Below are 19,931 nucleotides of genomic sequence, written 5' to 3'. Positions count from 1 at the left end.
CTGGTCTCGTGGGCTCGGAGATGTGTATAAGAGACAGCTCATGGAGGCCATAGGGGCGGAGCCCTCCGGCAGGCTCTACCGGGAGTTGGTGATGAAGGGTATAGCCGGTGCCGTTTGGGCCGGGGTTTTCCTCTTCAAGGACTCCTCAACCGCCATAGCCCTTGCCCAGCTGCCGGGCGGCTTAGGCCCTGAGTCTGCCCTTGGGGCCATGATAAGTTCCCTGGAGGGCAGGAGAGGGTTTACGGATGAGGAGGTAAACCAGGCGAAGCAAAGGATTCTCAAGCGGATGGACCTTAAGTACGCCAGTCCGGACGATCTGGCGGTGGAGCTCACCGAGTGGGTGGCCAGGGGGGACTGGAGGCTCTTCTTCGTTCACAGGTCCAGGGTTGAGAGCGTGACCAAGGAGGACGTGAACGCCGCGGCGGAACGCTACCTTGTGAGGTTCAACAGGACGGCGGGGATATTTGAGCCCTCCCCGTCGGAGGTGCGGGTTACGGTTCCAAGCGGTGAGGTTCTTGATGAGGAGGAGCTGCGTCGTGCGGCGGAGTCGCCCATGATGGAGGCAGAGGCCCTGGGCCCGTCGCTGGACGAGATGGAGCGCAGGGTTCAGCGCTTTTCGGCGGGCGCTCTGAAGGTGGCCCTCATAGACAAACGGACCAGGGGCGGCTGGGTTTACGCCAGGCTGGGGCTTGAGATCGGCAACCTTGAGGATCTTAAGGGCATGGCCCTTGTTGGGGAGCTCATGGGCCGTTACCTCGGCAGGGGGGCTGGGAAGATGTCCCGGGAGGATCTGGACAGGGCTTTCGACGAGATGAGGGCCTGGGTCTCCTTCTCTGGCTCAGCCACCGGTGTGACGGTGGATCTCAAGGCCCCTTCGGAGAACTTCGGCAAGGTCCTGGACCTGGTGGCCCTGTGTCTTAAGGAGCCTAGGTTCTCGGAGGAGCAGCTTAGGACGTTGAAGCTTGAGATGAGATCCGAGATAGAGGATCAGATGGACGACCCCTCTGCCCTGGCGGAGGAGGCCCTCGACGAGGCCTTTAACCCCTATCCCGAGGGGGATGTGAGGCGTCCTCTATCCATGAGGGAGCGCCTTGAGGGGATGGAAGCCGTGGGCCTGAAGGATCTTAAGGCCTTTCACCGCCGGTTCTTCGGCCTTTCGGAGGGGCAGGTCGGTGTGGTGGGGCCGGTGGACGGCAACTGGCTCAGGCAAAGGCTTGATGCCCTGTTCTCCGATTGGGCCCCGAAGGTGCGGTACCGCAGGGTTGAATACCCCTTTGTCCCCGTTAAGGGGGGAGTCAAGAGGGTTCAGGTAAAGGGTAAGCCCAACGCCACGGTGGCCGCGTGGTCTTCGGTCAGGATAACCCAGGAGAATCCCGATTACCCGGACCTTTTGGTGGCGGTGAACGTGCTGGGTGGTGGATGGCTGGATTCCCGGCTTGCAAGGCGCATAAGGCATAACGACGGTACCAGCTATGGCGTGAGGCTCTCCTTGAGGGTCTTTGACCCCGATGACTCTGGAAGGCTTGAGTTCTGGGCCATAGCTTCCCCCAAAGACGTGCCCAGGGTGAAGGAGTCCTTTGCGGAGGAGTTAAGGCGCGCTTTGAACGAGGGGTTCTCGAAGCAGGAGGTGGAGAGGGCCAAGTCGTTCATCCTTGAGGGGGTCAAGGTGGACCGCTCCCAGGACGGCAAGTTGCCGAGGCAGATGGAGAAGGACCTCTTCCTTGGCAGGGACTTCCTGTGGCATAAGGCCATGGAGGAGGCCGTATCTAGGGTTACTGCGGAGTCTGCATCCAGGGCCCTTAGGAAATATCTACCCAGTGAGGATGGGTTCCTCATGGTGGAGGCCGGGAGTTTCGATTAGGTTGCTCCGGTTCTTTGGGGTTGTAAGAAATGGCGGGGGGTAAAATAAGAAAATAAGGCCGGGGCCCGTTTGGCGCGGGCACCCCGGCCTTAGCCGTGGATTGAAGGTACGGAAGGTTCCTTTTAGAGCTTTTGCAGCATCCCCCTGGCGGCCCATATGCCCGATGCGGAGGCCTGGATTACCCCCCTGGTGACCCCAGCCCCGTCTCCGGCGGCGTAGAGCCCCTTTATGTTGGTTTCCAGGTATTTTGAAAGTCCCAGCTTTAAGCTGTAGAACTTGACCTCCACCCCGTACAGGAGGGTATGGTTGCCGTTTATGCCAGGCATCAGGGAGTCGAGGGCCTCTATCATCTCCATTATCCCCTTCAGGTGCCGGTAGGGAAGGACGAAGGAGAGGTCGCCGGGCTCCGCGGTTGTCAACGTTGGCCTTACAAGCCCCCGGGCTATCCGGTCATGGGTGGACCTTCGCCCCCGTTTGAGGTCCCCAAGGCGCTGAACCAGCACGGTGCCCCCCAGCATGTTGGCAAGCCTTGCTATGTGGCTGCCGTAGCCGTTGGGGTCGTTAAAGGGCTTTGTGAACTGGGTGGACACCAGTATGGCGAAGTTGGTGTTCTCGGTGCGCTTGTCCGGATCCCGGTTGGAATGTCCGTTGACGGTGAGTATCCCGTGATGGGTCTGGTACTCGGTGGTGACCTCCCCGTTGGGGCACATGCAGAAGGTGCGCACCTTGTCGTCAAAGGTGGGGGTGTCCAGCACTGCCTTTATCTCATAGAACTGGTCGGTTATCTCCTTTGCCCATGCGGCGGGTATCTCTACCCTGACCCCTATGTCCACCGGCAGGGATTCTATGCTAAGACCCAGGGATCGCACCGTCTCCTCCATCCAAGGGGCCCCCTCCCGTCCCGGGGCCAGCATGACCATCTTAGCTTCCATCTTCGTATCGTCCGACAGGACCACCCCTTGGACCTCGCCGTCCTTTACGGACACGGACTTGACCGACTTGTTGAGGATTATGTCCGCCTTGCCCTCCAGCTCCCTCATCACGCTGGAGAGTATGTCCTTGGAGCGGTCGGTGCCCATGTGCCTTATGGTGGCCGGAATGACCTGAAGCCCCGAGCGCCTCGCTCTGTCCATGACGCTTGCGGCCAGCGACTCGTTGGGGCTGAACAGCTCCTGGCTTGCCCCGTGCTCCACGTATACCCTGTCCACCTCCGCTATGAGACGGACCAGCTCCTCCCTTCCGCAGTATCCCTCCAGGTTTCCGCCGAACTCGGGGGTCAACGTCAGCTTCCCATCGCTGTAAGCCCCCGCTCCTCCCCAGCCGCAAACCACGTTGCAGGGGGTGCAGTGGACGCAGAGGCGGCTCTTCCCCTCTTTAAGGGGACAGTGCCGCTTCTGAATGTCCCTGCCCTTGTCCACCAGCGCCACCCGCTTGCCGGCCTTTACAAGCTCCCGGGCGGCGAATATTCCAGCAGGACCGGCTCCAACCAGGATAACGTCGTAACGCAAAGGATCCCCTCCCAATAAGGCCGGATCTTTTGACCGGCCGAAATCCCAAAGGGGCATAATATATGGAAGTGGCGAATTTGTAAACCTGGATATATTCTAAAACTTCCAAGCCCGGAGGGTTATGTGGATATGTTTATGGGGATGATGGGTTTTTTTGCGATACGTTCACCTTTTAGTTGGTGTATCATAGAACAAAAACCACAAGGGGGGTTGCGCAGGTGAAGTTCTTTAGCCTTAACGGGCGTTCATTCCCGGAGAACGTAAAGGGTCTTATGGTGCTGCTGAAAGAGGGGGAGGACATCCAATCCCTTGACATACGGGCGGAGGCGGAGTTTGTGTCGCTGCTCGCCTCTGCGGAGGGCTTTAATGGAAAGCCGAAGGACATGGCCCTTAGTATTTCTCCCTCCGGGGTATGGGTGGCCTTGGCGGGCATAGGGGACGGCTCGTCCCGGAACGTCATGGCCGCTTCCGCCGAGGCCATGAGGTCCCTGGCCTTAAAGGGTTGTTCCAGGGTTGTGGTGGCCTCTTCGGACCTTCCCGACGGCGGGCTTTCCGTGGCGGAGGGGGCGGTGCTGGGCACCTACCGGTTCACCCCATACAAGGCGAAGGACAAGGATGACCGCTTTGTGGTTCCCCAAGAGGTCTACGTCATGGGAGGGCAGGAGTCGTCCATGGAGGAAGGAGCGGTGCTTGGGGAGTCCCAGAACTACACCAGGGATCTGGCTAACGAGCCGGGCAACGTGGTTACCCCCCATGAGCTTGCCTTGAGGGCAAGGGAGTTGGGGGAGCGCTTCGGCTGCCAGGTTACGATACTTGACGAGGTTGCCATGAGGGAGAAGGGGATGAACGCCATCCTTGCGGTGGGCATGGGGTCTTCGAATCCCCCGCGGTTCATCCACATAGTCCGCAAGGCCCAATCTCCGAAGGCCAAGGTGGCGCTTATAGGCAAGGGGCTCACCTTCGACAGCGGCGGCCTTAACATAAAGCCCGGCGACTCCATGAAGACCATGAAGGGGGATAAGTCCGGGGCCTGCGCGGTGTTGGGAGCCCTTCTTGGGGCCTGTCGGCTGGACCTGCCTGTGGATATCCACGTGGTCATAGCCGCTGCTGAGAACATGCCGGACGGCGGGGCTTACAGGCCGGACGACATAATAAAGACCTATTCGGGCAAGACTGTGGAGATACTGAACACCGACGCGGAGGGCCGCATGACGCTGGTGGACGCCATAGCCTACGCCTGTGAGCAGGACGTGGACTACGTGGTCGACGTGGCAACCCTTACGGGGGCCTGCGCCGTGGCGCTGGGGGAGAACACGGCGGGGCTCTTCAGCCCCGATGACCGATTGGCGGAGGAGCTTGCCAGGGCCTTCAACGCTTCGGGGGAGAGGGTATGGAGGCTTCCCCTTGACGATGACACCTTGAGGGACAGCATAAAATCCCAGGTGGCGGATCTGGCCCAGTGCGGCAGCCGGTACGGCGGCGCCATAACCGCCGCTCTGTTGATTGGGGAGTTCGTGTCGGAGGGGAAGCGGTGGGCCCACCTGGACATAGCGGGTGTGGACGTGGTCAACGAGAACAGGGGGCACCTGGTGAAGGGGGCCAGCGGCTTCGGGGCCCGGTCTCTCATAAGGTGGATGAAGGGTCTTTTGCCCTAAATCAGTTCTGTAATAATGCAGAGGGAGATGAATCCCATGGAGCGAGGATCTACCATAGGGATAATTAACGGCGTGGTTTATCCCCTTGCGCCTCCCGGAAGGGCCACGGCCCTTTTCGCCAGGGACGGGGTGCTGGAGTTCGTGGGAGGCGATGAGGAGGTTATCGCCCGGTGTGATCACAGGACCACCCTCCTTGACCTTAAGGGGGCCTTCGTCTTTCCCGCCTTTGGGGACACCCACCTTCATCTTATGGAGTACGGAAGGTCCCTGATGTCCTTGGACCTTCGGGGGGCCTCTTCCATATCTCAAATTGTTGGGATGGGGCGCAAGGAAGTGGAGTCGGATCCTTCCAACGGTTGGCACGTTGGTTGGGGATGGGACCAGGAATCCTTGGAGGAGCGGCGATTCCCCACCCGTCGGGACCTGGACCTCATAAGCGGCCATAGGCCCATATTCTACGAAAGGGCCTGCGGGCACGTGGGGGTCCTTAATACCGCGGGATTGAGGGAGCTTGGGCTCATGGACGCTCCCGGCATTGCGGGCCCCTTTGTGGAGACCGACCCTGACGGGGTCCCCAACGGGGTTGTGAGTGAGGAGGCCCTTATGTGGGTGCGGTCCAAACTGCCGGTGCCCTCCGAGGAGGACCTAAGGCGCTGGCTGAAAAAGGCCTGCGAGGCGCTGCTTGCCAAGGGAGTTACGTGGGTTCAGAGCGATGACCTGTCCGCCTTTGGAAGCCTCAAGCGGATGGCGGAGTTCTACCTGGAGGAGGACAAGGAAGGGCGCCTTCCCTTGAGGGTTGACCTCATATTCAGGATAGGCTCAAGGTCCGACGTTGAGGAGTTGGAGGAGGCCCTAAGGCTCTTCAGGGCGGTTAAACCCAGGTACTGCGGGATAGGGCCGGTTAAGCTGGTGCTGGACGGTACCATAGGGGCTAGGACCGCGGCCCTTAAGGAGCCCTATTGGGATGCCCCTTCGGAGAAGGGGTTCCTGGCGTTCACCCAGGAGGAGTTGGAGTTCCTGATGAGGGCTGTGGAGCCCTTGGGCTGTCAGGTGGCCTGCCATGCCATCGGCGACAGGGCCCTTGACCAGGCGGTGATGGCCTTTGAGTCCCTTAGGGTGGGGAACTCCTCTGGCCTGCCGCCCAGGGTTCTTCACTGCCAGGTGGGGGATCCCGATCTCTATGGCCGAATGGCGCAGCTGGGGGTTACGGCGGACATACAGCCCTTGTTCTTGGCCAACGATTGGAAGATAATACTGGACCGTTTGGGGCCCGACAGGGCCAGGAACAGCTATGCGTGGAAGGCCATGGTGGACCGTGGAGTGGCTCTTTCCGGGGAGTCAGATGCTCCCTATGGCATGTCGGACCCCTTGGAGGGCATAAGGATAGCGGTGACCCGCAAGGACCTGCACGGGGAGCCGGAGCACGGGTGGATGCCCCATCAGAGGCTGGACATATCCGAGGCCTTCTGGCTTTACACCGGAGGTGCCGCCAAGGTTTGCGGCCGATGGAGGAGCCGTGGTTCTTTGGAGGTTGGGAAGTCGGCGGACTTCATAGCCCTGTTGGAGGACCCCTTCAGGGTTGATTCGGATCGGATAGGCGGCATAGAGGTGGGGCTTACCGTGTGCGGCGGTAAGATCCGTTACCTTCGTTGAAAAAGAGATCTGATTTTCATGAGGGGAGTAGGTGCGTTTGACCATATCTCTTAAGGAGTTCCTACGCAGGGAGGTGCGTCCGGCCCTTGGGTGTACGGAGCCTGGGGCGGTGGCTTTGAGCGTTGCCAGGGCCTGTGAGGAGCTGAGCGATCGGGAGCACGTGGCGGCGGTCCGGGTGACGGTGAGTTCCAGCATCTACAAGAACGGCATGGCGGTGGGCATACCCGGGGCCAACGGCGCCAAGGGCAACCCTTTGGCTGCCGCTTTGGGGGCCTTGGTGGGCAAGTCCTCCTATGGCCTTGAGGCGCTCAAGGACACCACCGAGGCTGACGTGGAGCGTGCCAGGGCGTGGGTTGAGGATGAAAGGGTGAGCGTGGTATGCGATCCCGGCCGAGCTGGGGTATACGTGCTCTCCGCGGTGTTCACCCCAAGCCACAAGGCGGTCTGTCTCGTCATGGGCAGCCACGACAGGATAGCCAAGGTCATGTTGGACGGCCGGGTGGTATATGAAGAGGATGAAAGCGCCAGCGCCGGTTCCGGGGCCTTAGGCGGGGACCATGACTTGCCGGAATTCTACCCCGACGTTTTTGCCATGTTGGATCAGATGGACCTTGAGGATCAGGAGTTTCTGTTCCGGGGCGTGGAGATGAACATGGCGGTGGCGGAGGTAGGTCTTTCGGGGGACGGCCGTTCCTTGGGGATGGGAAGGTGCATCATGGAGGCGTCTCAGGGGGACCTGGGGCTTAGGATAAGGGCCACCGCCACCGCCGCGGCGGACAGCCGCATGTGGGGCGTTCAGATGCCGGTGATGAGCAGCGCGGGCAGCGGGAACCACGGGATAACCGCCATACTTCCGGTGGCCATGTTGGGGAAGGAGCTGGGTTGTTCCAGGGAGCAGACGGCCAGGGCCTTGGCGTTGAGCCACCTGTCCACCAGCTTTGTGAAGCGGCGCCTTGGCCGGCTTTCGCCCGTTTGCGGCTGTTCCGTGGCCGCGGGAGCCGGCGCTGCGGCGGGGATGTGTCTTTTGTTGGGCGGTGATGTTCAAAGGGTTCAGTCCGCCATGGAGATGGTGCTGGCGAACCTGGCGGGCATGCTGTGCGACGGCGCCAAGGAGAGCTGCGCCCTCAAGGTGGGCACCGGCTCCCACGAGGCGTACTTAGCCGCGAGGATGGCTGCCTCCGGATTGTCTCTTTGCAAGCCCCAGGGGGTGCTTTCCAGCGCCTTCGAGGCCTCGGTGGAGAACGTGGCAAGGGTGAACCAGGAGGGCATGAGGGACGTTGACAAGGTCATCATAGGCATACTGGATCGGTCCTTCGCCGGCCTTGGCGGGGGGGTTTAGGGGTTGGACTTGGACCTTGACAGGATAAGGGGAGAGGTCCTGGAGGTATCCTACAGGGACGATCTTGCCGGGTACACCGTGGCCAAGGTGGCCACCACAGAAGGAGAAACGGTGACGGTGGTAGGCTCCTTCCCCCAGATCATGGCTGGGGAACGGCTGTCCCTGTGGGGAAGGTGGGTAACCCACCAGCGTTACGGCCTTCAGTTCCGGGCCGAGAAGCTTCACGTGGAGATGCCGGTTTCCGAGGAAGGATTGGTTAGATACCTGTCCTCCGGGCTGCTGCCGGGGGTTGGCCCTTCGGTTGCCAGGCGCATCGTGGAGGCCTTCGGGGCTGATACGCTGGAGGTGCTGGACAACCAGCCGGAGCGGCTTCTTGATATACCTGGCGTGGGGCCTAAACGGTTGGAGGAGATCCGAAAGCGATGGGAGGAACACCGGCAAAGGCGCGGTGTGATGATGGAGATCATGGAGTACGGCATAGGTTTCTCCATGTCGGATCGGATATTTTGCGCCTACGGCGACCTGGCCCCCCAGGTGATAAGGAGCAACCCCTATCAGCTGGCCTATGATGTGAAGGGCATAGGGTTTGTCACTGCGGATCAGATAGCCAAGACCATCGGGTTTGACGATCACGCCCCCGAGAGGCTGGACGCGGGCCTTATGTTCGTGCTCAGGCGTTCCATTGAAGATGGGCACTCCATGCTGCCCGAGGAGGAGCTTTTAAGGGCTGCTGAGAGGCTCCTCAACGTGAAGGGGGAGCTGTTGCCCCAGCGGCTGAAGTTCCTGTGTCAGATGGGAACCCTTGAGGTGGAGAACCTTGGCGGCATGGAGTGCGTTTACCATCCGCTCCTTAAAAGGGCGGAGGAGGAGGTAGCCAGGGCCGTCAAGGACTTGGCCGCCTCCGGAGGACCCAGGCTTAAGCGTGAGCTGGATCTTATGATCTCCGCCCTGGAGGCCCAATGGGGAATGACCCTTGAGGATGCCCAACGGGAGGCGGTGAAGGGGGCCCTTTCCCACAGGATATTCGTGATAACCGGCGGCCCTGGCACAGGCAAGACCACTTTGCTTCGCTTCACCACCGCCCTTTGCCAATCCATGGGGCTTGAGGTGCTCCTTATGGCCCCCACCGGGAGGGCGGCCAAGAGGATGAGTGAGGTCACCGGATTGGAGGCCAGCACGATCCACCGGGCCTTGGGGTATGACCCTAGGTCCGGCGGCTTCCAGAGGGGCAGGGGAGCGCCGTTGGAAGCGGACGTGGTGATGGTTGACGAGTTCTCCATGGTGGACCTTCCGCTGTTCCACGGTCTTCTGTCGGCCCTTGGGGAGGGGTGTTCCCTTGTCCTGGTGGGGGACTGCAACCAGCTGCCTTCCATAGGTCCCGGTACGGTGCTGAACGACCTGATCTCCTCCGGGGCGGTGCCCAAGGTGGAGCTTAGCGGAGTTTTCAGGCAGGCGGGGCAGAGCCTGGTGGTCAGCAACTCCTACCGCATTCTCCGGGGTGAGGAGCTGGATATGCCCTCGTTGGACGATGGGTTTGACTTCGCCTTCGTGGAGGAAGAGGACCCCATCGCGGCGGCGGAGCTTGTGGCGGAGTTAGTGGGTTACGAGATACCCAGACGAACGGGGCTTGATCCCATGTGGGATGTTCAGGTGCTCACCCCTATGCACAAGGGAGACGTGGGGGCAAGGGCGCTTTGTCTTAAGCTGCAGGAGGTGCTGAACCCCTCCGGTGAGCCCCTAAGGCGGGGAGAGGGGGCAATACGAAGGGGAGACAAGGTCATACAGCTTAGGAACGATTACGATCTTGATATATACAACGGTGACATAGGTATTGTAAGAGAAGCCCATGGGGATGGGCTGGTCTTGGATTTCGAGGGGCGGCCCGTAAAGCTGGGGCCCGACGGGGAGCGGAGCATCGCCTTGGCTTACGCGCTGACCATCCACAAATCCCAGGGCAGCGAGTATCCCGCGGTGGTGGTGCCCATATTGCCCCAGCACGCCTCCATGTTGAGGCGGAACTTGCTATATACCGCCCTTACCAGGGCCAAGCGGCTGGCGGTCCTTGTGGGATCCCGCAGGGCGGTTTCCATGGCGGTCAACGCCAAGTCCGACGTGCGCAGGTACGGGGCGCTGAGGTGGCGCCTTTCATCGTTAAAAGGAGGAAGTTTATAAAGGCTATGAAGAAGATGTTCCTGTCGTTGTGCTGCATGTTGTTGGCATCCTTCGCCCCCGCCTTTGCGGAGCAGGGGGACGGCACGTTGTCTCAGATATCCGTGAGGTTTGAGGCCACCTATGCTAACCTTGCGGATCTGGCGGATTCCAGGCTTCCCATGAGGGTCGAGGGCCGGGAGTCCTTTTCCCAGGGGGCCCTCTCCGGTTCCGTGAAGTACGTGATAATACGAAAGGGTCGTCCCGTGGTTCGCCGGGAGGGGGATTCGGTGGCCATGGACGTGCCCCTTTACTTTACCGCCACCTTCTCAGGAGGCTCCATGGGCCTTCCCTTATCCGCCAACGCCGACGGGGAGATGCTGGCCACCGTGGTGGCCAAGCCCAGGGTGTTGCCCGACTGGAGGATATCCACGGATCCCAAGGTGAGGATATCTTGGCGCAAGCCGCCGGCGATTAACATGATGGGCTTGAGGATTTCCTTTCAGCCCGTGGCGGACCGAGTTGTAAGGGATTGGGTGGACCAGAAGAAGGGCAGGATAGATGTGGTCCTCAACGAACGGTTGGCGTTAAAGCGCCGGGCCCAGGAGCTTTGGAACCATATCTCTAAGCCCTTGAGCATAGGGGAAGGGGACATACTTTGGCTTGTGATGAACCCCGAGAGGTTTTGGGCAACCCCGTTGGAGGTCAACGGCGGCGGGGTGTTCATGGCCGCCGGCCTGGACGCGAGGATGAAGGTGGTGGGCGGCGCCTTTCCCGGGAGGCCGGTGGCAAGGCCGTTGCCCGATCTGGTCTCCGGGAGGGGGGACGGCTCTTTCCGGGTTATACTTCCCGCCACCATACACTACGCTTTCGCCAACTCTTTGATCGCCAGGAACTGGACCCCCAGGGACATCCCCCTTCCGAACGACGGGAAGGCCAGGCTTGAGAGGTTCGGGATGACCGGAAGGGGGGACCGGTTTGTCCTTGGCGCGGAGCTCATAGGCACCGACGGCAAGGGAGCTGCCATCAACTCGGTGGTTAACTTCCTTGGCAGGCCCTTCTACGATATCTCCACCAGGACCGTGTCGGTGGAGGATCTGGCGGTGGAGGTCGGCGCCGGCGGTGAGTCCCTGGCGTTCCTTAACGACTCGGTGGTTCCTTCCCTCCGGGACGTCTTGAGGTTCCCCATTGGGGATCAGCTGGATCAGCTTCAAAAGGGGTTGTCAAAGGCGTTAAGCGGTCTTAGCTACGGCGGGGCGAAGCTGGACTTCAGGCCTTCCAGCTTCGGCGTCATAGGGGTGAAGGCGGATTCACAGGGCATCAGGGCGGACGTGCAGGCCCAAGGAGTTCTGGCGGTGTCTATCCGCTAGGGATGGTATCAGCGGATTAATTTAATATGGAGGTGAGGAGGTATGTTAAGGAGTTTGTTCAAGAAGGGCAGGCTGTTTCTTTTCTCAATGTTGCTGGTGGCCGTCTTTGCCTGTGTTGGAGAGGCGGGCTCCGCGTTGGTCTTCCAGACGGACTTTGGGCTCAAGGATGGTGCCGTCTCTGCAATGAAGGGAGTGGCTTTTGGGGAGGACCCAAAGCTTCCCATGTATGACCTTACCCATGAGATACCGCCCTATTCCATATGGGAGGCCTCATACCGGTTGTTTCAGACCGTTCAGTATTGGCCGGAGGGCACGGTGTTCGTGTCGGTTGTGGATCCAGGGGTTGGCACGGACCGGAAGCCGGTTGTAGCCAGGACGAAGGATGGCAGGTATGTGGTTACCCCGGACAACGGAACCCTTACGTTGCTTGCCGATTCTGTGGGACTTGCGGAGGTAAGGGTCATAGATCAGGCCAAACACATGAGAAAGGGCTCCGAGAGGTCTTATACGTTCCATGGAAGGGACCTTTTTGCCTATACCGGAGCCAAGCTGGCTTCAGGCAAGATAACTTTTGAAGAGGTGGGGCCGGTTCTCAAAAAAGATGTGGTGAGGATACCCTATCAGAGGGCTGAGGTGAGGGATGGGGCGGCCTATGGTACCATACCTGTCCTAGACGTTCAGTATGGAAACGTTTGGACCAACATTGGAGAGGGTGTGTTTGGCCTCCTAAAGCCCAGCAAGGGCAAGCTTTACGACGTAAGGATTTTAAAAGATGGCAAGGAGGTTTACCGCGGAAGGGTCCCATTTGTGAACACCTTTGGAGACGTGCCGGAAGGGGAGCCGTTGCTGTACTATAACAGCCTGATGAACCTGTCGTTGGCCCTCAACATGGACAGCTTTGCCGAAAAGTTCAAGGTTTCGTCGGGCCCCGAGTGGTCGGTAGAGGTTCGCCCTGCCAAGTGATCCCTGGTTGGTTGTTTCGTTGAGCTTTATCAGCAAAGACGGGAAGAGGGAGCTGTCCCTCTTCCCGTCTTTTTGATTTTGTGGTAGTTCGACCAGGTTTTCATCCTTTGTTTGAGCGGTTAGTTGCCCTTGCCGCCCTTGCCGTTTCCGCCTCCGTTGCCGCCGCCAGGTTGGTCTGTGGCGCCCTTTTGGGGATTATTCCCCTTACCCAGGGCCAATCCCTTGCCCGATTGGGCTTCAACGGAGCTCAGCATCTGCTGTGTCCTCACCCGCTCCTTGATCATCACCTTAACATGGGCCATCAAGGTCTCCCTTTCCCCTTGGGGAAGGGACTGAAGCTTTTCCTTCACATGGGCCATGACCTTTAGGGCCTCGTCGGCGGTGTACCCCGACCTTGCCATGGAGGAGAGCATCTCCGCCGCGTCCTTCACGTCCATCCCGCTCCTTACGGCTGAGGCCACCGACATGGCGGCCCGGGTAGCCTCCTGGAGGCCGTAGGACGACACCGCCCCGGCTAGGGCCTCCCCCATGTGCTGCCCCGAGTACCTGGCGGTCTCCATGACCATGCTTTTAACCGCCTGCCCCGGCACCCCCTGCAGCGTCTCCGCGGTCCTGATCTGGGCCCTTATGGTGGCCTCCAAAGCTACCCTCTGCCCGTAGGCGGCCCTTTCCGCCACGTCCTGGGGGATGCCAAGCCCCGTCATGGACCTTACCGCAGCCTCCAGCCCCTCGTCCAGCGCCTCGTCTGGCACTTGGTACTCCTCTCCCATGGCTTGCCAGGTTCCAGCGGATGCCAAGAGGAACACCGCAAGGAGAACCCTGCACAATCCCTTCGTGGATATCATCGCAACCACTCCCTGCCGGATAAGCTGATATAATTATAGTCAACTTTCTATAGTTTGGGTAGTTTTTTATATTTTTGTCTTCGCCACCGATATGATATCCGAGAGCAGCGCCTGGGCGGTCTCGTCCCTGCCCGCGCCGGGGCCCGATACCGTTACCTTGCCTAAGTGGTCGGTGGTTATGGTGGCGGCGTTGAGGGCCCCCCTTACCCCGAAAAGGGGGTGGTCTCTTGATATCTCCACCGGCGCCACCTTTGCCTTGACCTCCCCTCCTTCCATCTGAAGGGATGCTATCAGCTTAAATGACCTTCCTGCCTGTTTCGCTCCTTGGATGTGCTCCGGGGTGAGGCCGGATATGCCGGTTCTCTCCACCTGTCCCACCTTGAGCTCCATTCCAAAGGCAACCCATGACAGCACGCAGAGCTTGACCGCCGCATCGAAGCCCTCCACGTCAGCGGTGGGGTCCGCCTCGGCGTAACCCATCTCCTGGGCCTCCTTGAGGGCCTCGCTGTAAGAAAGGCCCTCTTCCATCCGGCAGAGCATGTAGTTGGTGGTGCCGTTCAGTATCCCTTCCACGGACTTGACGCTGCAGCCCGCCAGATCCTCCCGGATGAGCCTGATAAGAGGAGTTCCGCTCATCACCGCTCCCTCGTAGCGGAACGAAAGGCCGTTCTTCCTGGCGGTCTCCTCCAGCTCCCTGGCCGCCACCGCCAGGGGGCCCTTGCTTGTGGTGACGAAGTGGGCGCCGGAAGACAGGGCGCACCTTGCGTGGGATAGCCCCGGTTCGCCGCTTTCCAGGTTGGTGGGGGTGGCATCCGCCACTATGGTGGCTCCGCTTTGCCGGATTACCTCTTCCAATGGCATTGCACCGAAGGGATCCGGCAGCTTGCCCGATGAAAGGCCCCGCAAGATCTTGTCTTCATCCAGCCCCGCCTTGTCCATGGCGGATCCGCACCTTACGTCTCCCACGTAGGTCAGCTTAACGTCTATGCCGTACCGTACCTTCAGGTAATCCCGCTTGCGGGCCAACATGCTCACCAGAGCCTTCCCTACGTTGCCGCAGCCCAAAAGGGCAACCCGGTGTTCCAAAGTCCTCGCCTCCTCGCAGGTTTTAATGGAAGGATTTTTTCCGCCAAGTATATCACGGTTTGCCCTCAACGGCCTTGGAACCTTCCAATGTGGCGGGCAGGACCAGTTTGGTCACCCGGTCGATAAGCGGGACGTCCCCCATGTTGAGATCCGTCAAGACGCAGCGCCCGAAAATCCGCTCCATTCCGTTCATCTTGAGGCTCCAGAGGTTGTGCAGCACCATCGGATTCCCGTCGTGATGCCCCGCGTACAGCATCACGTGTCCCCGCATGTAGAGGATGGACATGAACGGGATTCCCTTCTCAACTATCAGCCTAGTCCTTTCCCGCCTTGATAGCTTCGACAGGTCCAGCCCCGCTAAGGATCCCTGACCGTGGGAGTTCCTTGGCAGCCATATCCCAAAGGGCATGAGGACGTCCCTGGTGGTGGAGGAGCAGTCCCTGTGGCCGTACATCCCGCCCCACCCGTAGGGCTGGTCAAGAAAGGATTTTGCCAGGGCCTCAAGGGCCTCGGCGGTGGCGGGAATCGGGAATGGGCTTATGAAGTCGCTTTTCCTGCCCCTTACAAGCTCTAAGCGGCCTTCATGGGGGTTCCACAGCGGCAACAGAGGCGAGTCCCCCTCAAGGGGTATCAGGGTGCCGGTGGGCGCCGTGAATGCCAAAATGCCGGACTGGTAGGCAATGGAAGCCCCGTCCCTTGTAACCACCCCAAGGGGGGACTCCTGGATCCTTTTGATGGTGTCCTGGTCCAACAGGCCTACCGCGTCCTCCTCCAGCCATCCCGCGGCCCAGGGGGTTATCACAAACAGCCACCCCTCCGACCTGGCGGCCACCAAAAGGGGCTCCATGGGGTTCACCGTTCCGTTCTGAAGCCTGTCGAAGGGGAACGATGTTTTGGATCCCCCTGGGGGCTCGAAAAGTGGTTCCCGGGTGGGAAGGACTCGAAGGTCCGATCGTCTAAGCGCCATCCCCGGGAGCTTTGTCTTTGCCGCCTGGTAGGCCAGGCGGATCCAAGCCTCCTTCTTTGACCGCTCCGCCATCAAGAGGTTCGACCCCGCCAGGGGTGAGTCCAGGATGTTCCGGTGCCAGCCTTCGAAGTCCTCCTTCGGATCAATTAAGATGGCCTCCTGGCTCCAGGGCATGAAGTAGCGGACCTTGAACTGTCTTGTAAGTTCCGTTTGGAGCTCGCCAGGTATGAGCGGCCTTAGGCCTTGGGCCCTTGCGGCCTTGCACAGGAAGATGCAAAGCCCCACAAGACCTAAGATACGGACGAAAAGCCTAGGTTGCGGACGGGACATGAAAAGACCTCCCCGGAAGATGGATTCTCTCCCGGGGAGGATAGCACATCTTAGGCCATTAGCGGCCTCTATGGGGGTTGGAGAAGCTCCTCTTGCGATCCCTTGGGGCGGGCTGGAAGTCCTGCTCGAACCTTACGAAGTCGTTGAGCCCCTCCCGGGCCAACCTATCCCGCCGGCGCTCGATCTGGGAAGCCGCGTAGGGGGAGAGCTCCACAAAGGCGCAACGGTCCTTCAGTTTTATGTTCCCCACGTCCTCCCTCTTCACCCCAAGGCCCCTGCACAGAGCCCCAAGAAGGGATCCCACTTCCCATCCGTCCTGCCTGCCGGAGGGGAACTTCATGGTCACCGCCCCGGAGATGAGCTTCTTGAGGGGACGGTCGGAGGACCGCCGCGGCCTGTCGGAGTTGCGGCCCTTGGCCATCTCCATCTGAACGTCCTCCCGTATGGAGTAGCCCTTGGGCTCGTCGGCAAGGGACCGGCTTAAGAGCCCTGCCACTATCTCCGCCGCGTCGTCCCGCTGGAGTATCTCCTCCGCCCACTCCAGGTACTCCTCGGTCTCCGCAGGGTTGCTTACGCACCACCTCTCCAGCTCCGCCCTGGAAAGGGACTCCACCTCTTCCGCGTCCGGCGCTGGGAGCCACTCCACCTCCAAAGAGGTTCCCCTTATCATGGACCGGAACTCACCAGCCTCCCGGGCGGTAAGCAGGATCAGGTTGCGCCCCTCCTGCCCCGCCCTGCCGGTCCTTCCGCTTCGATGTATGAAGGTCTCAAGGCACCCGGGCAGGCCGAACTGTATGACGTGGGACACGCCGCTTATGTCCAGCCCCCGGGCGGCCACGTCGGTGGCCACCATTATCTGGTTCCTTCCACGCCGCAGGCTCTCAAGGGCCATGTTCCGCTCCCTTTGGGTCATGTCCCCGTGCAGCGCCGCGGCCTTGAACCCCTCGTCGCAGAGCCGTTCCGCCAGCTCCTGGGTTTGCAGCTTGGTGGCGCAGAACACGATGGCCCTGCGGGGACGCTCGAAGAGGAGCACGTTGGCCAGCCCCTCGAACCGCTTCCGGGCGGGTATTATGTAGGCCCTCTGGACTATGTCGTCGTGCTTGGCTGCATCATCCACCAGGGATATCTTCCTTGGGGCGTCCAGGTACTGCTTGGCCAGGGTCACCACCTCTTCCGGCATGGTGGCGGAGAACAGCCAGTTCCTCTCAACCCCCGGCATGGCCTCCATTATGGCCTCCAGCTCGTCCTTGAAGCCCAGGTCAAGCATGTGGTCACCCTCGTCGAGGACCAGGCTACGCACCGTATCGGCTTTGAAGGAGCCCCGCCGGATGTGGTCCAGCACCCTGCCCGGTGTGCCCACCACCACCGCGGCGCCGTCCCGCAGGGCCTTTACCTGCCTCTCCATGTCCATGCCTCCCACCAGGGAGGCCACCTTTATCCTCATCTCGTACCCCAGCCACTGGAACTCCCTGGCGGTCTGAAGGGCCAGCTCCCTGGTGGGGGAGAGCACCAACACCCTGGGGGCCCGTTCCCCAATTTCCATGTTGTTTAAAAGCGGCAAGGCGAAGGCAAGGGTCTTGCCGGAACCGGTCTTGGCCTGGACTATGAGGTCCCCGTCCAGCAAGGTTGGATCCTCAAGCATCCTTACCTGAACCGGCATTGGATGGTCAAAACCCTTGCGCCTTAAGGCGGATAAAAGCTCGTCCCTGATGGGATACTGGTCAAATCGATCGATCGTCATGTGTGCACTACCTCCTGAAGTTTTTGTGAAGGCTCGGGTCTTCCGTCGTCCCCGCCCCCACTGTCCTTCAAGAGTCGGTGCCCTTGTTAAGAAGAAGCTTCGAAAAAACGGCTTTATGCCGGGACGATACGGAAAACTCGCATGGCCTATGTCCCCAAAGGACACCAAAAAGGGGCGCGACCTGCACGCCCCTTTTAAAGTTCCCTGCGAAGTCACTGGATCATTATGGGCCTTTTTCGCGATTTGTCAACTTTATACCGAAAACTTCAGCCCTCTCTCATCTTCCCTTGATCACCATGATTGAAACCAGCCCTATGGATACCCCGATGGATGCTATGACTATCATGATGGCAATCCGGATAAGACTCTTCATCAGAAGTCTGGAGTTGAAATTAAAGTTGAGGGATAGCTTTGGAATGGGCACCTTGGGTAATGGAAGGAATCCTAACCGTTTCCCGCTTCCCCTCTCTTCCTCCCCTTCGGGCTCAACTCCCTGGGGCTGGGAAGCGGAAGGTTGGGAAGGCGGATCCTCCTGGACAAGAGGTTCAAGGGGCGGCTCCTCCATGGGAGGTGAAAGCCCCGGTTCGTGTTCTGAAAGGTCTTGGACCGGAGTGTCGCCTGGGTCGGCGCCATGATCTTGCTCTTCCAGTTGGAACCCTTCCTGTTCGTCGGTTTCCAGGCCGCCGGCTGCTTCATCATGGCGCTGCTCAATTTTTGCCCCCCCTAGGACCGATCGCCTCGGGGCGGCTGAAACGTCGGATCTGCAGGCAGAGCAGAACATGGCGTGCCCCTCGTTGGGTTCCCCGCATTGGGGGCATATCTTAGGGTCCGGATCCATTATCTCCCCCTTGGACAGTTGAGATCCGCACAGGATGCAGAACTTGGCGCTGGCGGAGTTGTTGTACCCGCAGTTCCCGCAAAGCATCATCCCACCCCCTTGGCGCCCCTTCGGACTAGATAGGATGGTCCATATGCTATCACAATTTGCATTATAATAATTTAAACTCAGGAGGTGAGACCTTTGAGCAAGAATAGCAAGGAAGACGACAACCACAAAGAAGTGAAGGATCGCAGGGGTTTTAAGGCCTGGGAGTTTCTGGAGGGACGAGCTGGTTTTGAGGGTCTTGGAGATAGGGCGGCGGAATTCCTTTCCCGTTGCAAGACCGAGCGGGAGGCTGTAAGGTGGCTGGAGGAGAGGCTTTTGAGCCTTGGCTTCGGCGAAGGGGGGCGTATGACCCAAGCTGGAACCTTCATCAACTGGAAGGGCAGGGCCCTTGGGGCCTATAGGCCCGGGAAGCGTCCCGCCGCTCAAGGTGTCAGGATAACCGCCTCTCACGGGGACTCTCCCAGGATAGACCTCAAGTCAAAGCCCCTCTACGAGGAAAAGGGGCTTCTCATGGGTGACTGCCATTACTACGGGGGGATAAAGAAGTATCAGTGGGTTAACGTGCCCCTTGAGATCCGGGGAGAGGTGCACTTTAAGGACCGGACCACTGCGGTCCTGGACGGTGGGAACGTTAAGCTCATGATCCCCGACCTGGCGCCCCACCTTGACCGCAATCTGGATGGAAGAAAGGCCAGCGAGACCATCAAAGGCGAGGACCTGGACGTGATATTAGGCCACAGGCCCGGCGCCGAGTCGGTTAAGGAGCAGGTTTTAAGCACCCTGAAGGACCGCTACGGCGCATCGGAGGACGACTTGGTCTCAGCGGACCTGGCGCTGGTCCCCGCGGGGGACGCCTTCCTCTCTGGTTTTGACAGGTCGCTTCTTACTTCCTACGGTTTGGACGACAGGATCTGCGTGTACACCTCCTTCGAGGCCTTCTTGTCCGCCCGGGACCTTGAGGTCGGTGCGGTGTTCCTATGTCTTGACAGGGAGGAGATAGGGAGCGAAGGGGTAGGGGGTGCCCAGGGAGCCCTTTTGAGGATTCTCATGTCCTACGTGCTGGAGGCGGAGGGGGCCGTGGGGGCCTTCCAGCTTGACAGGGCGCTGGCGGCTTCGGAGGCCATAAGCGCCGACGTCACCGAGGCCTTCAACCCCATGTACAAGGATGCCTTTGACCTCAACCAGCTGCCGGTGGCGGGGGATGGGCCCGCCATGATGAAGGGCACCGGCTTGAAGGGCAAGTACGACGGCAGCGAGAGCAGGGGGGAGTTCGTGGCCAAGGTGAGGGGCTGGCTCGACGAGGCCTCCGTTCCCTGGCAGGTGGGGAGCCTTGGCAAGGTGGATTCCGGCGGGGGCGGCACCGTGGCCAAGTACCTGGCAAGACACGGCATTGACGTCCTGGACATGGGGCCAGCGGTCATATCCCTGCACGCCCCGTTTGAGATCATGAGCCTGGCGGACGTGGCTGCCACCATGGCGGCCTATGAGGCCTTCTACCAGGGTAGGTAGTGGGCCCCAAAGGCAAGAGATGAGCCCAAGGGGGCATGGGAACCCTAAGAGCCCCCTTGGGCTTTTTCAA

The 19,931-nt window shown here is 60.2% G+C and carries 14 protein-coding genes; 8 read left to right on the top strand and 6 right to left on the bottom strand.

The window, feature by feature from the left end; translation table 11 throughout:
- Positions 1–1,861 (top strand): insulinase family protein (locus N2315_04830; protein MCX7828519.1); only part of this gene is annotated, 1,861 nt, incomplete at its 5' end.
- 122 nt (positions 1,862–1,983) lie between these two features.
- On the opposite strand, the gene N2315_04825 is transcribed toward N2315_04830, so the two are convergent.
- On the bottom strand, positions 1,984–3,369 hold the full coding sequence (locus N2315_04825; GenBank protein MCX7828518.1) for an FAD-dependent oxidoreductase: 1,386 nt from the start codon (positions 3,367–3,369) through the stop codon (positions 1,984–1,986).
- 218 nt (positions 3,370–3,587) lie between these two features.
- On the opposite strand from N2315_04825, the gene N2315_04820 reads away from it, so the two are divergent.
- From N2315_04820 to N2315_04795, 6 genes are read left to right on the top strand one after another with little or no spacing between them, the layout of a single operon-like run.
- A complete protein-coding gene (locus N2315_04820) occupies positions 3,588–5,024 on the top strand; it encodes a leucyl aminopeptidase (GenBank protein MCX7828517.1) in 1,437 nt (478 codons plus the stop codon).
- A gap of 15 nt (positions 5,025–5,039) precedes the next feature.
- Positions 5,040–6,677, top strand: coding sequence for an amidohydrolase (locus N2315_04815; protein MCX7828516.1), 1,638 nt, complete (start codon positions 5,040–5,042; stop codon positions 6,675–6,677).
- A gap of 37 nt (positions 6,678–6,714) precedes the next feature.
- Entirely contained in the window at positions 6,715–8,016 is a 1,302-nt protein-coding gene (locus N2315_04810) for an L-serine ammonia-lyase, iron-sulfur-dependent, subunit alpha (protein MCX7828515.1), read from the top strand.
- Positions 8,017–8,019: 3 nt separating this feature from the next.
- The gene (locus N2315_04805; protein ID MCX7828514.1) at positions 8,020–10,188 is read left to right on the top strand and encodes an ATP-dependent RecD-like DNA helicase; all 2,169 of its coding nucleotides are present in this window, start codon (positions 8,020–8,022) and stop codon (positions 10,186–10,188) included.
- 5 nt (positions 10,189–10,193) lie between these two features.
- Positions 10,194–11,534, top strand: coding sequence for a DUF4403 family protein (locus N2315_04800; protein MCX7828513.1), 1,341 nt, complete (start codon positions 10,194–10,196; stop codon positions 11,532–11,534).
- Between the two features lie 42 nt (positions 11,535–11,576).
- Complete coding sequence (locus tag N2315_04795; protein ID MCX7828512.1) at positions 11,577–12,497, top strand: S-adenosyl-l-methionine hydroxide adenosyltransferase family protein; 921 nt, start codon at positions 11,577–11,579, stop codon at positions 12,495–12,497.
- 119 nt (positions 12,498–12,616) lie between these two features.
- Here N2315_04795 and N2315_04790 read toward each other — a convergent pair whose 3' ends face one another.
- The 5 genes from N2315_04790 to N2315_04770 all read right to left on the bottom strand — a co-directional run bounded on the left by N2315_04790 (position 12,617) and on the right by N2315_04770 (position 18,391).
- The gene (locus N2315_04790) at positions 12,617–13,342 is read right to left on the bottom strand and encodes a hypothetical protein (protein ID MCX7828511.1); all 726 of its coding nucleotides are present in this window, start codon (positions 13,340–13,342) and stop codon (positions 12,617–12,619) included.
- Positions 13,343–13,408: 66 nt separating this feature from the next.
- Complete coding sequence (locus N2315_04785) at positions 13,409–14,428, bottom strand: homoserine dehydrogenase (protein MCX7828510.1); 1,020 nt, start codon at positions 14,426–14,428, stop codon at positions 13,409–13,411.
- 52 nt (positions 14,429–14,480) lie between these two features.
- Entirely contained in the window at positions 14,481–15,725 is a 1,245-nt protein-coding gene (locus N2315_04780) for an SH3 domain-containing protein (GenBank protein ID MCX7828509.1), read from the bottom strand.
- Positions 15,726–15,783: 58 nt separating this feature from the next.
- Complete coding sequence (locus N2315_04775; GenBank protein MCX7828508.1) at positions 15,784–17,466, bottom strand: DEAD/DEAH box helicase; 1,683 nt, start codon at positions 17,464–17,466, stop codon at positions 15,784–15,786.
- 277 nt (positions 17,467–17,743) lie between these two features.
- A complete protein-coding gene (locus N2315_04770; protein ID MCX7828507.1) occupies positions 17,744–18,391 on the bottom strand; it encodes a zinc ribbon domain-containing protein in 648 nt (215 codons plus the stop codon).
- Positions 18,392–18,487: 96 nt separating this feature from the next.
- On the opposite strand from N2315_04770, the gene N2315_04765 reads away from it, so the two are divergent.
- Positions 18,488–19,861, top strand: coding sequence for a hypothetical protein (locus N2315_04765; protein MCX7828506.1), 1,374 nt, complete (start codon positions 18,488–18,490; stop codon positions 19,859–19,861).
- The last annotated feature ends 70 nt before the right edge of the window (positions 19,862–19,931 follow it).

This window comes from Thermanaerothrix sp. (assembly GCA_026417795.1).
GTDB lineage: Bacteria > Synergistota > Synergistia > Synergistales > Synergistaceae > Thermanaerovibrio.
The sequence above is the reverse complement of the archived record's forward strand: the minus strand, read 5'-3'. Positions and strand labels throughout refer to the sequence as shown.

What these genes read in the sequence shown, in the direction of transcription:
- N2315_04815 (MCX7828516.1), top strand. Translation starts at nt 5,040, where the DNA reads ATGCAGAGGGAGATGAATCCCATGGAGCGAGGATCTACCATAGGGATA.
- N2315_04800 (MCX7828513.1), top strand. Translation starts at nt 10,194, where the DNA reads ATGAAGAAGATGTTCCTGTCGTTGTGCTGCATGTTGTTGGCATCCTTC.
- N2315_04795 (MCX7828512.1), top strand. Translation starts at nt 11,577, where the DNA reads ATGTTAAGGAGTTTGTTCAAGAAGGGCAGGCTGTTTCTTTTCTCAATG.
- N2315_04790 (MCX7828511.1), bottom strand. Translation starts at nt 13,342, where the DNA reads ATGATATCCACGAAGGGATTGTGCAGGGTTCTCCTTGCGGTGTTCCTC.
- N2315_04780 (MCX7828509.1), bottom strand. Translation starts at nt 15,725, where the DNA reads ATGTCCCGTCCGCAACCTAGGCTTTTCGTCCGTATCTTAGGTCTTGTG.
- N2315_04775 (MCX7828508.1), bottom strand. Translation starts at nt 17,466, where the DNA reads ATGACGATCGATCGATTTGACCAGTATCCCATCAGGGACGAGCTTTTA.
- N2315_04770 (MCX7828507.1), bottom strand. Translation starts at nt 18,391, where the DNA reads ATGCTTTGCGGGAACTGCGGGTACAACAACTCCGCCAGCGCCAAGTTC.